Consider the following 19422-nt stretch of genomic DNA (forward strand, 5'->3'; position numbering starts at 1 on the left):
CCAATCTTTCAGCGCTTCTGACAATGTGCGAATATCACTACAACTCAAATGCGGTGTATCTGAGCAATCGAGCATGGCTGCATACAAATATATTTGACGCAGATTGAGTGGTTTGCGTGGAAACACTAAAGGGTCTGGCGTAGTTTGAATCAGTAACTTATTTTCGGCTGCGATTAAATACAGCTTATTAAATTGCCGCCACAGCTGTTGAGGCACAGGCAAATACAGTTGGAGATAGCAGTACAGCAAAAAAGTTTTATCCGCCATGGCGCGCTGAATAGCTGCGCCTAAGATAAAAATTTGCTTGTCACCTTGCGCACGCGTTTCCTCCACCACATTGTCATAGGAGGATGTCATGTGATTTAACAGTGCAACAGCCTGATCCAACAACTCCTGAATGCGCGGGGAAAATACAGCTGAATGTCCTAAGAAGCGGGAAGTCAGCATCGTGAATTTATCGTAGATAATGGGGCGAACCGTTTCCAACAGTGAAAAAACTTGCACCGGCTGAACATCTAGCTCACTCAATACTTTAAGAACAGCATTGAGGTATGTAATTTGCTCCGACACACCTGCAGGCATAGTTGCCAGATGTGCCTTTAACGATTGCGGTGTCGCCGTACGGAAAAACTTCTCCAGCTGTTTTTCCTGCTGAAGCTGACTTTCGATCAAGTCACTGATCGCCATCTTCTCCATGCACAAGATTCCTCGTTTATTAATAGGGCAAAGGATACCGTCTGAAGCAGATGCACACCACTCCGAACACACATCCGCAGTAAAATCATTGACAAGACTGGCGTTTATGTAAAACCATGAAGCCGCATAAAAATCACCCGAGGATGTTCTATGAAAATGCTGATTGTTGACGACTCCACGGTGATGCAGCGCAAGATTCAACGCTCCATCACCCTAGAGCAAGTCACCGATTTCCTAACTGCCAGCAACGGCGTAGAAGCGGTAGAGGTGTTCAAACGCGAGATGCCGGAGTTGGTCACTATGGACCTCACCATGCCGGAAATGGATGGCGTGGAGTGCGTGCAGCACCTTGTCGCCCTCAAGCCCGATGTCATGATTCTCGTGATTTCCTCGCTTTCTGATAAAGCCACGACGATCCAAGCGATGAAAAATGGTGCCAAAGGTTTTCTAACCAAACCCTTTGATGATGACCAAATTAACACGGCACTGGAAGAGCTCATTGAGGAAGCCCAGGGTTGATACCGTCCGACAGGGGAGCCAGGCCCATGAAAGAAGCTGAACTACAAATTTTTGTCGACAGCCTGCGCCATTATTTTGCTACCAATATCGGTGGCAACTTGGACATCAAGCCGTCCTATCACACAGAAACCACCGCCACACCTGCCAGCGAGTACACCGGTATCATCGGTGTCAGTGGCGACAAGCAGGGCTCTATTTATCTCACGGCCACCAAGGAGATGTTGGGGCAAGTGCTACTGGCCATGGGTGAGCCAGAGATCGACGAAAGCCTATTTCACGATGTGATCGGCGAGATCACCAACACTGTCTCAGGTAACGCACGAAAAGTGCTTGGCTCAGGATTCATGATTTCTGTCCCCGTGGTTGTTACCGGTCGGCCAGAGCACATCTACTTCCCGCGCAACTACGATATCGGTGTTGTCCCCTTCGTTTGGAATGGGCACAAAGCTTCGCTGGTGGTCTGCCTGCAATAGCTTCATAGGCTTTGTAGGGAGTCGAGTATGAGTAGCCACAGCAGCGGTCCACCACTCACGGAACACCGATCGACTGCTACCACACGGATGGTCGAGCAACTGATGCAGCGCCTCAAGCTGTTTGCAGGCTTTCGCGCCTCACCCCAAATTCAGCGCAAGCTGGAGCGTATTTTTCAGAATCCAACCGATCTCTCGGCATTCCTTCACGCACTAGAAGTAGATACAGGCAGAAATCAGTTGACCGCATTAGTGGAGGATTTAACCAACCACGAAACTTATTTTTTTCGTGAACGCGCACACTTAAATGCACTCGAAGATTATGTCATCCCCAACTTAGTGCAGAGAAAAAAACAGCATAAAGGTAGCAAAAAGATCTCGCTCTGGTCCGCTGCTTGCGCCACTGGCGAAGAAGCTTACACACTCGCCATGCTGACACTCAACACACTCGTACGCTTAGGTGTTGCACAGGAAACCGCGAGTGGCCACATCACACTACTACCTGACTGGAAATTAGAAGTTTTAGGTACCGACATTTCTCGCCAAGCCATTCGCATCGCACGCGATGGCACTTATACGCAGCGCAAAGAAGGGTTAACCTCGTTTCGACAATTCCCGCCAGCCTACATGCGTTTTTTTGACTTAATGAGCGATGACAAAAAAGACAGAACAACATGGCGCATAAAAGACAGCGTGCGACGCTTTGTACAATTTGATTTGTACAACTTGATGAACCCCACACTCCCACAGCGGGAATTCGATGTAATCTTTTGTCGCAACGCTCTTATCTATATGGATACAGAGCCACAAAAAACAATTATCAGAACGCTACACCACGCTCTGCAACATCAAGGCAGCCTGATGCTTAGTTTAGTAGATACGATGGCCGTTCCTAATTTATTTCACGAAAACCGTCAGAATAAATGTGTTATTTATGAAAAACACTGAAATAGCTAAAGCATCTTTCCTCATCGTACACAGTGGCGCTCATCAATTTGCGTTGCCGCTTCACTGTGTACAAAAAATTTTAGCGGAACTCCCTGTCACACCGATTCCTTTTGTACCCAACTATATTGATGGGCTAGTCAATATCGACGGCACCATCGCACTACAGGTTAACCTCACCACACTATGCAATGAATCTAGAACAGCATCGCGCCACGAATTAATTTTAATTGAAACAGGACGTGCATTATGCGCCTTGCAGGTTGATTACACGCAGGAAAGAAGCACGCTGGATGTACGAGCCTTACAAGCTGACAGCCCTCCCATCGCAAAGCACTTATTGCTGGGCGAGTCCGACTTCAAGGGACACACCGTCTACATTCTTGATCCGCAACAACTAGGTTCTCTGATACAAACAAACAATATATACGATACAAACACCGGCACACTGGGAAAAATTTCCGAGCAAAACCTTACCGAAGAAGACACCACCATTGCCTGCCTCGTTATTGGTAGCGACAACGATCAATTTGCTTTTGAATTGCAAAGTGTCGTTGAAATTCTGGAGGTATGCCCTTACACACCGATACCTGATGCACCGATGAGTTTATTGGGATTCAGTTTATTGCGACAACAAACGATTCCTATGATTGATTTGGTTAGCCTTATCAATCCAAATACTGCAGTATCCAACAAACATTCATGGCTAGTTGTGGTTGAACGAGAAGGCATTTATTACGGACTCTTGATTGAACATCTGCTAGGCGTCGAAAAATTTCCCTTTGAAACCTTCCAGCCTGTAGTAGATAACAACCAACAGATTTCTGGTGTTTTTGTTCACCAAAATACTACAACGCTACTATTGAGCCCTCGCCAAATTATTAACGACGCAATGGCTGAATTTCTTGTGCCATATGTAAAGCAGGGCACTGTGTCCCGCGTCAAGCAAACGGAAGAAACCAGCAGCTTCTTAAAAGTATTGCTCAACTGCAAACCTTTTTTTATTCCTCTGCATACGGTCAAACGCATCGTTCCATTCTTCCCTATGACACCAATAGAAGACGACAATAAAAATATTTGTGGAGCCATTAATATTGAAGGGAAAGTCATCCCTGTTTTGTCTATTGAAAATATCCTTAAAACAGACAAGCAACAAAAACAGAACGAATATGTCATCGTGGGAAATGCATCACAAGACTGGGCCATCTGTGTAGAAGCAGCGGAAAACATTATCAAAATACCCTTATCCAGCATCCACAGTGAAACAGGCATCGACACTCGACTTCTTAGCGGTATTGCTTGCGTAGAAGAAGAGCTCATTCCGCTCTTGAATCCTAGCTTGTTCAGCCAACAGCACGCTCAATCATAAAACTTTCACCTGCACATCTTTCTGGAGACCCTGTCATGAACCAAGCTTCCAGTGAAACGCCCACAACTCAGTTGAAGGTGCTGATCGTTGATGATTCCTTTTTGATGCGCCGTATTATTCGCAACATATTAGAAAAAGACTCATTGCTGACCGTTGTTGGCGAAGCTGAAGATGGCGCCATCGCATTAGAAAAAGTCACAGAATTATCTCCCGATGTCATTTTGTTAGATATCGAAATGCCCAACATGGATGGCATTGAATTCTTGAGGCGATCAAGACTTATTACCAGCGCTAAAGTCATCATCATTTCCTCTGTTGCGCGACTAGATTCACGCGAAGCACATGACGCTTTGGAGCTAGGCGCAGCCGATATCATCCCAAAACCTTCTGGCGTACTCAGTTTAGATTTTGAAGAAAAGAAAAGCCGAGAACTGCTCGACGCTATTCATCAGCGCCTTTAATCGGCTGCATTGAGCGTAAACCATGAGCAGTATGTTGGAGCAATTGTGGCCTATTTTTCTTGCTGAAGTTGGCGAGAAGCTGGATGTCACAGAAACATTAATCGCCAAAGCGATAGTTCATGACTCAAAAAATACTGGCGCTACTGATATTGATGCGCTATTCCGAGAGTTTCATACCATCAAAAGCAATTTGTCTATGGTGGGCTTCAAAGAGCCTATGGAAATTGCCAATGCCTGCGAAGATGTATTGCACGGCTTACGAAAATCCAAAACACCACCCAACCGCGACATGCTGCATGCTTTATTAGAGTCCGTAGATTGGATTAAACAACAAGTAGCCGACGCAACACCAAGCCAACTTCCCAACACCAGCCATGATGCACTACACAAGAAATTAGCGCCTTTTCGCCAACAAGAAGAACTTTCTCCGTCTGAACTGACTGAGCCGGCACACCAAGAACTGGTTGAGAAAAAAACACACGACCTTACCGAAGAAAAAGAAGCACTCGAAATTGACACACTGCGTATTAGTAGTAGCAGTTTGGATGAATTAGTCACTCAAATCACACAACTTATTTTGGTTGAGCATCAAATTAGCCAGCTATCTAATTCGAAAAATATTACTCATCGCATTAACGATATACAAAGCGATCTACAAAAAGTTCTTACCGAAAGCGACCACACTGCAGATATCCATAAAACATTTGAAAGCATCCTCAGAGAATTCGTAGACAACCGACAATTTTTACTCCACCTTGACGCGCGTATGCGCACCATCAATGAGAACATCCAAAGTGGAATACTGTCTCTACGCACCATTCCACTGTCTACCATTTTCACAAGACTACCTCGTATCGTGCGCCAAAAAGCCGCCACACATGGTAAACAAGTGCAGTTAGCCACTGACGGCGGAGATATAACCATCGATAAAAGTATGTTGGACGTTATTTCTGAACCGCTCATACACCTGCTGCACAACGCCGTTACTCATGGCATTGAATCACCAGAAGAGCGCAGAAGTAGTAATAAGCCAGAAACAGGGAAAATCAATATTGTGGCCAAAAAAATAGGCGAGTTAGTGCAAATTGATATCCAAGATGATGGTTGCGGCGCTAACGGCAAAGTCATGCGGGAAAAAATACATAATCAGGCGCTGAGTGATACTCCCAACCTCACAACGGGGTTAGATGTTGTACGAGATCACTTATTGCGTATCGGCGGCTCTATCCAAATTAAAAGCACACCTACCGAAGGCACACAATTTACTCTGCATATACCCAAAACTGTAGCAATACAAAATACATTGCTCATCGAAGCAGGAAAACAGCAGTTTGCTATTCCATCCAGGCATGTCATGGAAGTGCTTGAAGTGTCGCCTAACGAATTAACAGACGATCAAGGGCTGAGAATGCTCGATCTTCGAGGGCAATCTATACCTGTTTACTCGCTAAGCCGCCTGCTGCAACTAAGCTCTTCTTCACCACAGGACATTGAGAGAGTTTTATTGGTCATCTTGCAACAGGAAAATAACTACATTGCACTGCATATTGACGATGCAATCGGCAGGCAAGATCTTTTTTTGCGCAATACGCATCAAGATTTACGCAGCATTCCTAGCATTGGTGGCATATCACTGCTTGGCAATGGGCGTGCCGTTGTTATTTTAGACTGCGAAAGTTTATTTCGTTTAACTTGTCATTATATTGAGCCACGCCATGCTGCATTCTGAGGAGGAACATCTACATTTTTATTGCGACACTTTTTCGCTGATGTTGCCACTACGCTGTATTGCAAAAGTGATACTTTTTGATGAAACACTTTGTTCGCCAACAATGAACTCTGTATCGCATCACGGACAATCTAGTAATTGGCAGAATATTGCATTGCCATATATCGATTTACGAATTGTATTAGGCGCAGAGCCAAGCTCATTACCCACGCCTGCGCACATTATTGTGCTGTGTAACAGCAAAAACTCTCAGCCTGTAGCATTGGTCGCCATTGATGACATCAAAGGTTTTATCACTCCACTTCCTAACCAATGGCATCAAGCGCACGGGATCAATAAATACATTGATACATTCTTTGATCGTCTTTATGTAAACAATGATAGCAGCGTACTTACGCTGCGCCTCGGCGATCCAACACAATGGATCAATGATGCATTAAGCAACAAGTCCAACTTGGAAAATCATCATGCCCATTAATGTTTTCGTGGTAGATGATTCAGCCACAGTGCGCGCAGTGCTTAAAATGATTTTAGAAAAGGATCCAGATATTCATGTCATTGGCGTTGCAGCCACCGCAGACATCGCATTAAAAAAGATGGAGAAGCAATGGCCAGATGTCATTGTTTCAGATTTAGAGATGCCGGGGATGCACGGTTTGGATTTCTTAAAATATATAAGAGAACACCGACCAACACCCTTTGTTATTTGTTCATCACATGTTGGGCCTGGCGCAAAATCATCCGTTGATGCACTCACATTAGGCGCGGTAGATATTATTGCCAAACCCAATATAGGCGTTGAATCATTTTTAGAAGAGATTACGGCCACTATTACACAATCAATTAAGGCTGCCGCCTGCGCCACACCGCATCACACTGCACCAGAAATATCTAAAAAAACGCCGCCTACTGCGTCTTTTGTCGCACCATCAACGCGCCGCACAGCATCAGTTATCGCGATCGGCAGCTCTACAGGCGGCACAACGGTTGTTGAGCATTTGTTAAAAAAAATGGACGCCAACACACCTGGCACACTCATCGTGCAACACATGCCAAAACATTTCACCGAGCTATTTGCTAAACGCTTAAATAGTATTTGTACCATTGAAGTGCGTGAAGCTGTTGATGGTGATGTGGTACGCAAAGGCTGCGCTTTAATCGCTCCTGGCGGAAAACACATGGCGTTAATCAAACACAATAATGCGCTGCATGTACGCATTTCAGAAGATCCGCCAGTTAATCGCCACCGCCCTTCTGTGGATGTGTTGTTTCGCTCTGTCGCCACTCAATTAGGCACACGAGCCATAGGTATTATCCTGACGGGTATGGGTGAAGACGGCGCAGCGGGGCTACTGGAAATGCGTCGTGCCGGTGCTCTAACGATCGGGCAAGATCAGGCCAGCTGTGCGGTCTATGGTATGCCTCGTGTGGCGATGGAGAATGGGGCAGTGGAATTCCAAGCACATTACACCGCTATCCCTAACTTAATTCAGCAATGCTTGCTCAATAGCAAGGATTAAGCCCATGAAAGACAGCGATCTCTGGCAAGCTTTTCTCACTGAAGTTTCAGAACAACTTGATAGTCTGGAGTTAATACTGGCTGCCAGCGATGCTGAAACCAGTGCAGACATCCACCAGTTATTTCGTGATTTTCACACGATAAAAAGTAGCTGCGCGATGATGGATTTTCACAGCATGGAAAAAGTGGCTCACGCCAGTGAAGATTATTTAGACCTGGTGCGCAAAGGAAAAACCACTCTAGAATCCAGCACTATCAATACATTACTTTCCGGTATTGACTGGCTAAAACAGCAACTGCAACAAATGCGTAACAGCGGCAATGCACCGCAAGAAAATATTGCGCTGGTAACTCAACTACAGAAAATGTCAGAGGGCTATTCTCTCGCTGCCACACCAGAGGAGACAGAATTCACTGACAGCAACACTGCGACTCATTTAAGTTTATTTTCATCCATGCAGCTCAGCGGTGATGAATTGCATGAATTCGCTAGTGCATGCCAAGAAGAACTTGTCACTGGACTAACTCCCGATCAAGAATTCACAAAAGTTAAGCGATCACTGAACAAGCTGGTTAGCATATGTAATCTACTGGGCTTCACCGCCATTTCCACTTTACTTCGTCAATACATCAAAGCAACAAACCCGCTAGACCAAGGGCTAGCAGCCAGTTTGGCAGCTGAAATACTGCACAGAATTACTTTGTTTGAAAAATATTTTCAGGTCGATTGCGGCACGAGCACTCTCCACGCTGCTTACTTCGATGCCATGTTTGTCAACTTCACTCAACTTTCAGGGCGACTGGATTATTTATTTGATTTAATCGAAGAAAACCCAGACTCACCAACCCCTATCAATGATTGCGAAATACTGCTCAAGCTACTAACGATCAATGCAGACTTATTTGGCTACTCTCAATTAGCTACTTTATTCCGCTACCTTTTACAGATTCTCCGCCATATAAAACGCAATGAAATTCCGGATAGGCACGCTGCGTTTTATGCAATGCGGCGCGCCGCTGATATCTCTTTCGCCAACCAATCACAAGCAGGTGAAACTGAAGCCAGCGCCCAAACCCTAAAGAACCGTATCGCCGAACTTGACGATAGTATTGCGCAAGCCATGTTAGGAGAAATAAGCGAACTATCAAGGCAGCAGTTATCTACGAATATTTCCATACCTCAAAATATATTTAGACAACTCTCTAATAGCGCTATAGCGCAACTTAATGAAGCTGCCAACAATGGAAAAACAATCATAGAGATCAGCATTGATGCAGGTTGCGATAACGACTCTTTAGAGCAAGCTATCGCACTCATTGAAAAGTCAGGCACTCCTGTACACAGCTATTCTGGTTCTACCAATGCCCTTATTTTCATCGTAATCCTCACAAAGGATACAGACACCCTTAACCAAGATATTAATAAAGCGCTCCCCGTTAAAAATTATCTATCCTTAAAAAACCTTACGGTAAAGAAAGAATACGACACCAACAGCCCCCATCAAAAAACCACCGCAGATATCGACAAAAAAACACCTAGCACATCAAGCGCCACATTGCGCATCGAAAGCATCACGCTAGAAAGTCTTATGACACAATCAGGTGAGTTATTGATGGCGCACAATGCGCTATCGCATGAACTAAAAAGCACCGCTATAGAAGACGCCATCACCCAAGGCTGGAAATGGCTAGCTGACCATCAAAGCAAATCTATTACTGCGCAGGATGCTGAAACGATCCAAACTATACTTAACACACTACAACGCGCACAGAAAAAAATAGAACACAACCAAGAGAAGCTGCGTCTATCACTAGACGCCATGCAGAATCGCATTTTAGATTTGCGTGTAGTGCCTGTATCCGCTGTATTCAATCGCATCCCTCAGCTCGTACAAAAAATGGCAGACACGCAGGGGAAAAAAATTGATCTATCCATTGAGGGCGCCAGCGTCTGTATCGACAAAGGCATGGTTGATGTTTTGATGGAGCCGCTTATTCACCTCGTAAGAAACTGTATTGATCACGGCATTGAACACCCAGAAGATCGCTGCGCCACAGGGAAAAATGAAGCGGCATCCCTTGTGCTTTCCGCCTCACAAGAAGGCAGCACGCTGCTATTAGAAATAGCCGACGATGGGCGCGGCATCAATCTACCCAAAATTCGTGAGAGTGCTATCCGCAAAGGCTTTATTCAAGAACACGACATTTTGACAGACCAAGAAACGTGTAAACTCATTTTCCTACCCGGCTTTTCTACCGCAGAAGCGGTCACAGAAACATCTGGACGCGGCGTAGGCATGGATGTGGTTATCACACGCATTCAACACATTGGCGGCAACATTGATGTCCATACCGTACCCGGCTTCGGTACGAGATTTATCATGACACTCCCACTTTCTGCCGCGCTGCAAGATGTCCTCATGGTGCAAACAGGTAGTCATACCTACGCGTTAGCACAATCACGCGTCACTGAAATACTTTCTACTAACGATGGACTGATTCAAACCATCATGGGGCAATCGGCTTTGTTACTGCGCGATACCATAATTCCTTTATTTAATTTGGATGACCTAGTCGCGCAACGGGGAAAACTTCTTAGCAAAGATTCACCGTTACTCAATTTTCATCACATTAATGAAAATATCGATGCAACTATTCTTATTATTGGACAACAGAAAAATAAAATTGCTATCTGCGTGAGCGCCATTTTAGGCAAAGAAAAAGTTTTTGTACGAGATCTGCACAAAGACTTACGGCAATCACCCTCTATCAGCGGAGTCACTGTGCGCAGCAATGGAGAGTTGGTATTTATTTTAAATAGTTACTTTCTCCAACAATATGCACAAAATAATGCGCTATCTAGGATAAGCAACTTAGAAGCAATTTAGAAATACAGGCGAGCTAAGTACCCGCCTGCATTTATTTACAGACAGTCCCTCAATAACCACGATACGATCCATCGTTATAACGGCTGCCGTTATCGTAACCATTATTGTTATACCTACCGTCGTTGTAGCCCCCGTTGTTGTAGCTGTTATTGTTGTAATTCTGTTGCTGACGATTCATGGGGATCACATCCAACTCAACGCGGCGATTCGCTTGACGACCATACTCAGTAGAGTTGCTATCGATAGGGTAACGCGCACCCAAACCGCTGACTTGGAATCGCGCAGATGAAACACCCTGCGATGCCAAATATCGGGCAACACTGCTGGCGCGTTGCTCACTAAGCACTTGATTGCGCATCGCATCTCCAGTGGAATCCGTATGACCAGTAATACGCACATTACTGTCTGGAAATTCTCTTAAGGATCCGCTGACGGCATTCAATGTTTGATAAAAATCTGGCTGAATATCTGCGCTGCCTGTACGAAAGGTAACATTACCAGGCATGATTAATTTGATGTTGTCGCCGTTGCGCTGCACATCAACACCCGAACCCGCTAATTGCTGACGCAGTTTTTCTTCTTGTTTATCTTGGTAATAACCGTAACCACCGCCAGCTGCACCACCAACTGCCGCGCCAATCATTGCGCCTTTACCGCGATTATTATGGTTCACGGCAGCACCGATGACAGCGCCTGCCAGAGCGCCAATGCCCGCACCTTTCGCAGTATTGCTGGTTCTAGTTTCACCAGTATACGGATCTGTCGTTTGGCAACCCACCAAGCTACTGACAATAAAAACAAGCACTGTTTTACGAAGCATTTTTCCTCCCGCTCAATGGCGAGTTGTTGTGTAGAGAAAAAATTATGCGCGGCTACACGCGTCGCTGCAATCGGTATAAACGCTTTTCTTCTAATAGCGTTTGCAAATAAGCACAGTTTCTTTCTAAACCCATCATATACAAGTTATCACCACCAAAAAATTGCTCGGCGTAACGATAAACAGCTCCAAAGAGCTGGTTTAATCGGCCGTCGACTGTTTTTCGCATAAATTCAGGTGTTTGATTCAGAAGATCCGCTGGCGATTCGAAAGGTCGCCCATCAATACTTTGCGGCGCCGGCACATTGCCGATGCGAAACTCGTTATACAGGCTGTCACGGCAACGCTCAAGGTAAGCGCGATCCGACATTTGTGCAATCAAGTCTCCGGTCCCCAACAAGCATCCCAGCATATGATCACGAACATTTTTCATGCGCACAGTTTTTTCATAACCGGTGTAATGCAACAACTGACGCATACGCGGCACCCAGCTCGCCTTACCAACCGTCGGTAAATAGCGCGACAAAAATCGCACACCGCGCGCAACATGCGTTTTGGTGTACTCCGCGCCGTGCTTGTGGCGCGTATCTTTTACATGACGCAAATAACCGATATCGTGAAATAGTGCAGCGATAATGCCCATCTGCACACGCTCGACACCCAACACATCAGGCGTGTTGGCGTGTACACGCTCGTAGCCAACTAATAACCGCGCAACTGCCAGCGTTACATCAAGAATATGGCGTAAATCGTGATAATCCGTATCACAAGCGTGGTATTCATTGGATTCACCACGATACAAGCGCGCAACATCGTCGAATGCAGTGCTGACAACAACAAACTCGCTCTCAGGAAAGTGTGAAACAAAAGCAGCTTTTACCGCAGCGCAAACATCTTGGGGGCTATCAATACAAACCGTCTGGCTAATGTCGTAACTAGCAGGAGCACTTTTTATTTCTTGTTCTTTTTGCATAGCCTCTTATCCATTTGAGTACGCTGCACAACTATCGTCTCACTCGCCGGACGCCCGATTATAGTCAGGGCATCAACGCATCCGGCGAGCTTTTTACCAATTTTGCCAAGTGGTTAACAATTTCCCCTTCTGTTAACCCTACTTGTTACAAGAGTTTTTACAGAGGAACACCAATGCGTCGAGCAACTTGCTCATATGCCTCAATCACATTACCCAAATCTTGACGGAAGCGATCTTTGTCCATCTTTTCGCCAGTAGTTTTGTCCCACAAACGACAACCATCGGGGCTGAATTCGTCACCCAATACCAGCTCGCCATTAAATAAACCAAATTCCAGCTTGGAATCCACGAGCACCAAATCACCTGCGAGAAAAATTTCTTGCAGTATTTGGTTGACGCGAAAAGTCATTGCTTTCATCGCCTCCACTTGCTCGCGTGTCGCCCATTGAAAAGTTTCAATATGCGATTCATTGATCATGGGGTCACCCAACGCATCACTCTTCAAGAAAAATTCAAAAGTGGGCGGTGACAATTCCGCGCCTTCTTGAATACCTAGACGGCGACACATACTACCTGCTGCGCGATTACGCACTACGCACTCTACAGGTAGCATCGTTAATTTTTTGACAACACACTCTTGATCATTCAATAAATTTTCAAAGTGCGTTGGAATACCTGCTGCTTGTAATTTTTGCATGATGAAGGCATTGAACTTGTTGTTCACCATGCCCTTACGATCCAACTGCGCCAACTTCTTACCGTCAAAAGCAGAAGTATCATTACGAAAAAACATAATTAAACGATCGGGATCATTGGTGGCATATACAGTTTTCGCTTTACCTTTATACAGCTCATCTTTCTTCTCTATGTTCATGCGACATCTCTCGACATATGACTGACAACATAACCCACTGATTGATTGACACTCAACCAATCAAACCCTTGCTCCTGACAAGCAAACAGAACATTGCTTACATTCTGTATTACTTTTTCCATGCTCTTTTGCACACGCTCCAGCGTGTTATTTTTTTCACTTAAATGTGCGATGACTAAATGCTGCAACCGCGCAAGATCAATATCTTCTAGTAGATCAGCTGCTTGCGCATTACTTAAATGCCCAAAGCGTCCGCTCACACGCAATTTTAACGACGAGGGATAATCACTGCGCGCCAACATATCAAGGCAGTGATTACTTTCTAATAACAATGCATCACAAGCTTGGTAGTGTTGTTTTACAAACGGTGTAATTGTGCCGATATCGGTCAGTATACCGAGACAGCGCGCCTGCCAATGAAAAACAAATTGCACAGGCTCTGCCGCATCATGTGGCACAGCAACTGGCTGCACTATTACTTCATTCACAGAAAAAGACGAATAACTGTCAATGATGTTCATTTGCGCCACATCGACCAAAGCTTTGGAGCGCGCTGTACCCGCTGTCATATACACCGGCAACTGATAGCGATTCGCCAACACACGAACACCACTGCAATGATCTCCATGCTCGTGTGTCACCAAGATCGCACTCAACTGCTGCGGCTCCACCCCCAATCTTGCTAGACGAGCAATAGTCTCTTTCAGTGCAAAACCACAATCCACTAGCAGCAATGTGTCATCAGCTTGCACCAAAGTGCCATTACCGCGACTACCGCTGCCAATGGATGCAAAGCGCATCAGAGTAAGTTATCCCAAATGTGTTGCAGCAATTTTTCTGCTTCCGCTTCTGGCAATGTTTCACCGTCACTGCTGCGCACAGTCACTTGCACTTTGTCATCTGTTAAACGCTGAAGGTGCGCACGGTATTGCGTCGTTTCGTCTTTATCTTCGCTCGATACAACCGATACCAGCCAGTCCCCTTGTTCACGGTTGGCGCTATCGACGCGATAACCATCGCTATTCAGTGCGCCACTTACCGATGCCCACGCTCTCGCGTAATCCACTGTCATTTGTAAAATTGGCTCGGGGGATTGCAGCAAAAGCACACGCTGCGCTTGATGATTAGCACCCTGCGCCAACATGGATGCTTGTGTATCGGTATGGCTTGCTAAATAAGTTGCTAGCTCTTTGATCAACCAAGCTTCACGATCAGCATCCATGGAACGCTCTGGCCACGCCGCACTGTCATCCGCACGGGCTGCATTCATTTGCACCACGCGAATCTCCGTAGACTGTGGGCTCAAACCGGATTCCAACTGAATGCGGTAGCGATCCACACCGGTGGTCTGTGCGGGTATCCATGCCGTTTCCAGCGTGCCGCCAACGGAACTTTGCTCAACAATGGGCATGCTTTGATTTGATAAGAAATCACGCACCTGTGGCCATACAGCTGCAGGTGTGCGACGAATATCAATCCAACGACGCTCACCCAATTTCTGAATTTTAATTTGATCCGTTTGTTCAACAATTTTCTCAGGTGCTGAAGGTTTTGGTACAACAAACTCTGCCGGTGCTGTGCTACCAGTACCCGCTAAAGGTGGAATAACAAACAACTGGCCTAGCCGCTCGCCCTTACTGTCTGAAGGAATTTTGATAGGTTCAACACTCTGCGCTTTCAGGTAATCATCACGGCGATCGCGAAATACTCCATCGTCGCCAAAAAACAAACCACAACCACTAACTGACATCACCAATAATGCGGCTAGAGAGCTGCAGAAAGTTTTTTTGATCCGCATTTTTTTTTCCTTTCCCAAACAAAACATCACAACAAACCCGCCGTTACCAATGCCGCTCTCACACTTTCATGGTGTTTGGCTGATAGCGCAGTTAACGGTAAGCGAATACCCGATTTAATTTTTCCCATTTGCTCCAACACCCATTTCACAGGAATAGGATTGGACTCAACAAACATCGCTTGATGTAAAGGCATCAATGCCTCATTGATTGCGCGCGCTTCATCGGCTTTTCCCGCCAAAGCCAAGGCATTCATTTTGGCAAGCTGTTTTGGCGCCACATTGGCGGTGACAGAAATATCGCCTTTGCCGCCAAGCAAAATTAAATCAACCGCTGTTTCGTCATCGCCGGAGTAAACACAAAAATCACTTGGCGCTCTCTCGATCATTTCGCGCGCGCGATCTAAATTGCCCGTTGCATCTTTGATGCCGCGAATATTGGTAATTTGCGCCAAGCGCAGAGCCGTTTCCGGCAACATATCGCAAGCGGTTCTGCCTGGCACGTTGTACAAAATTTGGGGGATGGCAACCGCTTCTGCTACCGCTTTGTGGTGCAGGTACAAACCTTCTTGTGTCGGCTTGTTGTAGTAGGGCGTGACCAATAAACAGGCATCCACTTTGGCTTCTTTTGCCGCGCGCGTTAGTTCAATCGCTTCGGATGTGGAGTTGGCACCTGTGCCAGCAATCACAGGGATGCGACCTCGTACTTGATTGACGACACTGCGCACCACGGCAATGTGTTCTTCAAAACTCAGTGTAGCGGATTCGCCCGTTGTGCCCATCGCCACAATCGCGTGCGTACCCTGCTCAATATGCCATTCAATCAGCTCGGCCAAAGCATCCCAATCTAAAGTGCCGCTCTCACTCATCGGTGTTACCAGAGCCACCATGCTGCCCGTGATCATCTATTTATCCCCTGTAAAACCGGCTGCGAAAGATGGCATATGTTAGTGACGCACTGCGGTTTGCTCAAGGCAAAAAGTATTAGCGCGTTGTGCCGTCTGTATAATGCGCCATCCGCGCTTTCACACTTTCTTTTTGGATCCTGAGACCTTATGCAACTTCCTATCGACATCCATTCCATCAAAGGTTTTCTCGACCCTGCAGAGGGCGCAGCTCTGTATCAACACGCGGTAGAAATAGCCGCGCTAGGCCCCTGTTTGGAAGTTGGCAGCTACTGCGGCAAATCGACGGTCTACCTCGGCGCCGCTGCCAAGCAAGCCAACAACATTGTCTACGCCGTCGATCACCATCGCGGTTCGGAAGAACACCAACTTGGCGAGGAATATCACGACCCTGATTTGTATGATCAAGGTGTTGGTTTGATGGATAGCTTCCGCGAATTTCGCAAAGCCATGCGCGCTGCACAATTGGAAAACCATGTCGTGCCGATTGTTGCGCCTTCACTGGTTGTGGCACGACAGTGGGCAACACCACTGGGCATGGTTTTTATCGACGGCGGCCACTCTTGGGAAGCTGCACTGAGCGATTACCGCAGCTGGGTGGCGCATATTCGCGTCGGCGGCATCCTCGCTATTCACGACATTTTTCCCGATCCAACACAAGGCGGCCAAGCGCCTTACGACATTTGGAAACTCGCCAAAGCATCAGGTTTGTTTGAAGAATTGCCGATGGTGAAAACGCTGGGCTTATTTCGCCGCGTGTAATTTTTATTGGAGAAAAGACACCACAGCGCGAATTTTTTTCTCACCACACAGCGCCATCAATAAACGATCCACGCCTAGAGCCACGCCAGCGCAGGGCGGCAAACCCGCCACCATTGCCGCCAAAAACCGCTCATCCAAAGCAGGTACATGTTGCGAACGCTGCGCGCGTTTTTGTTGGTCGGATAAAAAACGCTCGCGCAAAACTTCTGTATTTAATTCTTCTTGATAGCCGTTCGCCATTTCCACGCCGTCGATATACAACTCAAAGCGCGAAGCCACGGCGTTGCCGTATTCATCCAGCTCTGTCTGCGCCAACGCCGCTTGTGCTGCGGGAAATTGCGTCAAAAACACCAAGCCGCGCAATTGAGGTTCAACGAGATGCGAAAACAACAGATCCAACCAAAGGTCGCGATCATCCGAATCAAACGCAGGCGATAACTTTTCCTGCGCATATTTTTTTAATACATCCACACTAACAAAAAAAGGATCTAAACCTGTGTGAGTCATAAACGCATCGCGATAAGTGAGGTATTGCACCGCGCCGTCCAATACACCACGCACCAAAACTTCCACTTCTTGCATCAACATATCGATTGACCAGCCGCAGCGATACCACTCCAACAGCATAAATTCACGGTGATGACGCGAGCCCGATTCATCGGCACGGAATGCATGATTCAAGCTGTAAATATCGCCGCTGCCCGCTGCCAGCAGGCGCTTCATATAAAACTCTGGCGATGTGATCAGGCTACCATCAAAGTCAGCGCGCTGCGCAAAATTGACGGCAAGGCTTTCGATATTGGGATCAGTGACGGCTGTTGCCGTAATTGCCGGTGCATCCACTTCCATGGCACCGCGCTCGGCAAAAAAAGCACGCAAGTATGCCAACAACGCAGCGCGTTTTTGTAGCATTGCTATCGATGCTGACGGTCGCCAATCAATCACATCACACCTTCATGCTTAGCGAGACAATGTTTAACAAGACAATAAAAAACCGGCCGCAGCCGGTTTTCATCATGCACAGTTCGCGCATCACTTACTCTTTCGCGCGGCTGAGATATTCGCCCGTGCGCGTATCAATTTTGATCAAGTCGCCGACATTCATAAACAACGGCACTTTAACCACAGCGCCGGTTGCCAACTTAGCCGGCTTGGTGCCGCCAGTGGCGGTATCACCGCGCAAACCCGGATCTGTTTCTACCACTTCCATCACCACATGATTCGGTGGTGTCACTGCCAACGGCGCGCCGTTATACAGCGTGACGATGCAAGTGTCTTGTTCTTTCAACCACAACGCCGCATCACCCACGGTTGCCTTGTTTGCTTGATGCTGTTCGAAGGATTCTGGCTCCATGAAGTGCCAATATTCACCATCGTTGTACAAATACTGCATATCAGAATCTGCTACATCAGCGCCTTCCAATGTATCGCCCGATTTGAAAGTTTTTTCCAACACGCGACCTGTTTTCAAGTTCTTCAATTTCACGCGATTGAATGCTTGCCCCTTACCAGGTTTGACATGCTCGTTCTCCAGAATATTGCACGGATCGCCGTCCAACATCACTTTGAGTCCGCCTTTGAATTCACTGGTAGAATAGTTCGCCATAAACCCTCGCTGTTAACAAACAGGCCTGAAAAAAAGAGGCGCAATGATACCCGTTTCCGATGCAGCCTGTCAGGTTCAAACCACGCACGAACACGATGACGATTGGCAATCCATTCTGCGCACTGCCATCAGTGACCCCGCCGTGTTATGCCAGCGATTATCACTATCTGTCGATCAATCTGAAGCCATTCTTCAAGCGTGCCGCGATTTCCCGCTGCGTGTGCCTGAGCCGTATTTGCAGCGCATCGAATCGCGCAATCCGCAGGATCCGCTCTTGCTGCAAGTGCTACCGCAGTCAGCAGAATTGCTGGAACAGCCAGGCTACTCTGGTGACCCTCTCGACGAGCAAGCGCACAATCCAGTTCCGGGCTTAATTCACAAGTACGCCTCGCGCGTGTTGCTGATCAGCACCAGCCTGTGTGCGGTGCACTGCCGCTACTGTTTTCGCCGCGAGTTTCCGTATCAAGACAATCGCAATAGCCGTTTGGATTGGCAGCAGGCGCTCAATTACATCCGCCAACACACCGAGCTGAATGAGGTCATTCTATCCGGCGGCGATCCGCTCACGCTGCCCAACAAACAACTGGCATGGCTCACCGAACAGATCGCCAGTATTCCTCACATCACCCGTCTACGCCTGCACACACGCCTGCCCATTGTGATACCGCAGCGCATTACGCCCGCACTGCTGCACACACTGACCAGCAGCCGTTTGCAGTCAATTGTGGTGCTGCACAGCAATCACCCTAATGAAATTGATGCGGCTGTTGCACACGCTATCCAAGCCCTCCAGAGCAGCGGCATAACGACGCTCAATCAATCTGTATTGCTGGCTGGTATCAACGACAACGCCGCCACTCTCGCCGCGCTCAGCGAGCGCCTGTTCGCCGCCGGCTGCCTGCCCTACTACCTGCACGCGCTGGATAAAGTGAAAGGCAGCCAGCACTTTGCTGTGCACGATACAACCGCCAGCGAGATTCACCGCCAGCTCCAAGCCCTACTGCCCGGCTTTCTTGTGCCGCGCCTAGTGCGTGAGAACGCAGGACAGCCTTCAAAATCTTGGTTGATCTAGCGCAACAGCTGCCTTTTCCTTT

The 19422-nt window shown here is 47.1% G+C and carries 19 protein-coding genes and 1 pseudogene; 11 read left to right on the forward strand and 9 right to left on the reverse strand.

Annotated elements, in window-relative coordinates; genetic code table 11:
* Positions 1–687: hypothetical protein (locus tag R3E63_10310; protein ID MEZ5540316.1), on the reverse strand; the 687-nt coding region annotated here is incomplete at its 3' end.
* A 159-nt stretch (positions 688–846) separates the two neighbouring features.
* On the opposite strand from R3E63_10310, the gene R3E63_10315 reads away from it, so the two are divergent.
* Genes R3E63_10315 through R3E63_10355 form a run of 9 tightly spaced genes read left to right on the forward strand, consistent with a single transcriptional unit; the run spans position 847 to position 10596 of the window.
* The gene (locus R3E63_10315; GenBank protein ID MEZ5540317.1) at positions 847–1215 is read left to right on the forward strand and encodes a response regulator; all 369 of its coding nucleotides are present in this window, start codon (positions 847–849) and stop codon (positions 1213–1215) included.
* A 26-nt stretch (positions 1216–1241) separates the two neighbouring features.
* Positions 1242–1688 carry a chemotaxis protein CheX gene (locus R3E63_10320; GenBank protein ID MEZ5540318.1) on the forward strand — a complete coding sequence of 149 codons (447 nt, stop codon included), beginning with the start codon at positions 1242–1244 and terminating at the stop codon, positions 1686–1688.
* Positions 1689–1715: 27 nt separating this feature from the next.
* On the forward strand, positions 1716–2633 hold the full coding sequence (locus R3E63_10325; protein ID MEZ5540319.1) for a protein-glutamate O-methyltransferase CheR: 918 nt from the start codon (positions 1716–1718) through the stop codon (positions 2631–2633).
* A complete protein-coding gene (locus tag R3E63_10330) occupies positions 2620–3999 on the forward strand; it encodes a chemotaxis protein CheW (GenBank protein ID MEZ5540320.1) in 1380 nt (459 codons plus the stop codon). Before R3E63_10325 ends, R3E63_10330 begins: the two co-directional genes overlap by 14 nt.
* Positions 4000–4034: 35 nt before the next feature.
* A complete protein-coding gene (locus tag R3E63_10335) occupies positions 4035–4460 on the forward strand; it encodes a response regulator (GenBank protein MEZ5540321.1) in 426 nt (141 codons plus the stop codon).
* 22 nt (positions 4461–4482) lie between these two features.
* Positions 4483–6189: a chemotaxis protein CheW gene (locus R3E63_10340; GenBank protein ID MEZ5540322.1), complete on the forward strand. Its 1707-nt coding sequence runs from the start codon at positions 4483–4485 to the stop codon at positions 6187–6189.
* Complete coding sequence (locus tag R3E63_10345) at positions 6176–6667, forward strand: chemotaxis protein CheW (GenBank protein ID MEZ5540323.1); 492 nt, start codon at positions 6176–6178, stop codon at positions 6665–6667. Before R3E63_10340 ends, R3E63_10345 begins: the two co-directional genes overlap by 14 nt.
* Entirely contained in the window at positions 6657–7709 is a 1053-nt protein-coding gene (locus tag R3E63_10350; protein MEZ5540324.1) for a chemotaxis response regulator protein-glutamate methylesterase, read from the forward strand. The genes R3E63_10345 and R3E63_10350 overlap by 11 nt, the downstream gene beginning before the upstream one ends.
* A 4-nt stretch (positions 7710–7713) precedes the next feature.
* Positions 7714–10596, forward strand: coding sequence for an Hpt domain-containing protein (locus R3E63_10355; GenBank protein ID MEZ5540325.1), 2883 nt, complete (start codon positions 7714–7716; stop codon positions 10594–10596).
* A 175-nt stretch (positions 10597–10771) separates the two neighbouring features.
* Here R3E63_10355 and R3E63_10360 read toward each other — a convergent pair.
* From R3E63_10360 to dapA, 6 genes and pseudogenes are all read right to left on the reverse strand, one after another.
* A pseudogene (locus R3E63_10360) lies at positions 10772–11416 on the reverse strand (OmpA family protein).
* A 52-nt stretch (positions 11417–11468) separates the two neighbouring features.
* Entirely contained in the window at positions 11469–12386 is a 918-nt protein-coding gene (locus R3E63_10365; protein ID MEZ5540326.1) for an HD domain-containing protein, read from the reverse strand.
* Between the two features lie 157 nt (positions 12387–12543).
* Positions 12544–13254, reverse strand: coding sequence for a phosphoribosylaminoimidazolesuccinocarboxamide synthase (locus R3E63_10370; protein ID MEZ5540327.1), 711 nt, complete (start codon positions 13252–13254; stop codon positions 12544–12546).
* Between the two features lie 2 nt (positions 13255–13256).
* Positions 13257–14060 (reverse strand): MBL fold metallo-hydrolase, encoded by an 804-nt coding sequence (locus R3E63_10375; GenBank protein ID MEZ5540328.1) that lies wholly within the window; start codon positions 14058–14060, stop codon positions 13257–13259.
* On the reverse strand, positions 14060–15058 hold the full coding sequence (bamC, locus tag R3E63_10380; protein ID MEZ5540329.1) for an outer membrane protein assembly factor BamC: 999 nt from the start codon (positions 15056–15058) through the stop codon (positions 14060–14062). The genes R3E63_10375 and bamC overlap by 1 nt, the downstream gene beginning before the upstream one ends.
* Positions 15059–15084: 26 nt before the next feature.
* Positions 15085–15960 carry a 4-hydroxy-tetrahydrodipicolinate synthase gene (dapA, locus tag R3E63_10385; protein MEZ5540330.1) on the reverse strand — a complete coding sequence of 292 codons (876 nt, stop codon included), beginning with the start codon at positions 15958–15960 and terminating at the stop codon, positions 15085–15087.
* A gap of 150 nt (positions 15961–16110) precedes the next feature.
* On the opposite strand from dapA, the gene R3E63_10390 reads away from it, so the two are divergent.
* Positions 16111–16722: a class I SAM-dependent methyltransferase gene (locus R3E63_10390; protein ID MEZ5540331.1), complete on the forward strand. Its 612-nt coding sequence runs from the start codon at positions 16111–16113 to the stop codon at positions 16720–16722.
* A gap of 3 nt (positions 16723–16725) precedes the next feature.
* Here the strand turns inward: R3E63_10390 and epmA are convergent, their stop codons facing one another.
* Positions 16726–17667, reverse strand: coding sequence for an EF-P lysine aminoacylase EpmA (epmA, locus tag R3E63_10395; GenBank protein MEZ5540332.1), 942 nt, complete (start codon positions 17665–17667; stop codon positions 16726–16728).
* A 91-nt stretch (positions 17668–17758) separates the two neighbouring features.
* A complete protein-coding gene (gene efp, locus R3E63_10400) occupies positions 17759–18328 on the reverse strand; it encodes an elongation factor P (protein MEZ5540333.1) in 570 nt (189 codons plus the stop codon).
* A gap of 43 nt (positions 18329–18371) precedes the next feature.
* Between efp and epmB the strand changes: the two genes are divergently transcribed.
* On the forward strand, positions 18372–19400 hold the full coding sequence (gene epmB / locus R3E63_10405; GenBank protein MEZ5540334.1) for an EF-P beta-lysylation protein EpmB: 1029 nt from the start codon (positions 18372–18374) through the stop codon (positions 19398–19400).
* Positions 19401–19422 lie beyond the last annotated feature (22 nt).

The organism is Pseudomonadales bacterium (assembly GCA_041395665.1).
GTDB lineage: Bacteria > Pseudomonadota > Gammaproteobacteria > Pseudomonadales > UBA7239 > UBA7239.

What these genes read in the sequence shown, in the direction of transcription:
- dapA (MEZ5540330.1), bottom strand. Translation starts at nt 15,960, where the DNA reads ATGATCACGGGCAGCATGGTGGCTCTGGTAACACCGATGAGTGAGAGC.
- epmB (MEZ5540334.1), top strand. Translation starts at nt 18,372, where the DNA reads ATGATACCCGTTTCCGATGCAGCCTGTCAGGTTCAAACCACGCACGAA.
- R3E63_10365 (MEZ5540326.1), bottom strand. Translation starts at nt 12,386, where the DNA reads ATGCAAAAAGAACAAGAAATAAAAAGTGCTCCTGCTAGTTACGACATT.
- bamC (MEZ5540329.1), bottom strand. Translation starts at nt 15,058, where the DNA reads ATGCGGATCAAAAAAACTTTCTGCAGCTCTCTAGCCGCATTATTGGTG.
- R3E63_10330 (MEZ5540320.1), top strand. Translation starts at nt 2,620, where the DNA reads ATGAAAAACACTGAAATAGCTAAAGCATCTTTCCTCATCGTACACAGT.
- R3E63_10375 (MEZ5540328.1), bottom strand. Translation starts at nt 14,060, where the DNA reads ATGCGCTTTGCATCCATTGGCAGCGGTAGTCGCGGTAATGGCACTTTG.
- R3E63_10320 (MEZ5540318.1), top strand. Translation starts at nt 1,242, where the DNA reads ATGAAAGAAGCTGAACTACAAATTTTTGTCGACAGCCTGCGCCATTAT.
- R3E63_10345 (MEZ5540323.1), top strand. Translation starts at nt 6,176, where the DNA reads ATGCTGCATTCTGAGGAGGAACATCTACATTTTTATTGCGACACTTTT.
- R3E63_10350 (MEZ5540324.1), top strand. Translation starts at nt 6,657, where the DNA reads ATGCCCATTAATGTTTTCGTGGTAGATGATTCAGCCACAGTGCGCGCA.
- R3E63_10390 (MEZ5540331.1), top strand. Translation starts at nt 16,111, where the DNA reads ATGCAACTTCCTATCGACATCCATTCCATCAAAGGTTTTCTCGACCCT.
- R3E63_10315 (MEZ5540317.1), top strand. Translation starts at nt 847, where the DNA reads ATGAAAATGCTGATTGTTGACGACTCCACGGTGATGCAGCGCAAGATT.
- efp (MEZ5540333.1), bottom strand. Translation starts at nt 18,328, where the DNA reads ATGGCGAACTATTCTACCAGTGAATTCAAAGGCGGACTCAAAGTGATG.
- R3E63_10355 (MEZ5540325.1), top strand. Translation starts at nt 7,714, where the DNA reads ATGAAAGACAGCGATCTCTGGCAAGCTTTTCTCACTGAAGTTTCAGAA.
- R3E63_10335 (MEZ5540321.1), top strand. Translation starts at nt 4,035, where the DNA reads ATGAACCAAGCTTCCAGTGAAACGCCCACAACTCAGTTGAAGGTGCTG.
- R3E63_10340 (MEZ5540322.1), top strand. Translation starts at nt 4,483, where the DNA reads ATGAGCAGTATGTTGGAGCAATTGTGGCCTATTTTTCTTGCTGAAGTT.
- R3E63_10325 (MEZ5540319.1), top strand. Translation starts at nt 1,716, where the DNA reads ATGAGTAGCCACAGCAGCGGTCCACCACTCACGGAACACCGATCGACT.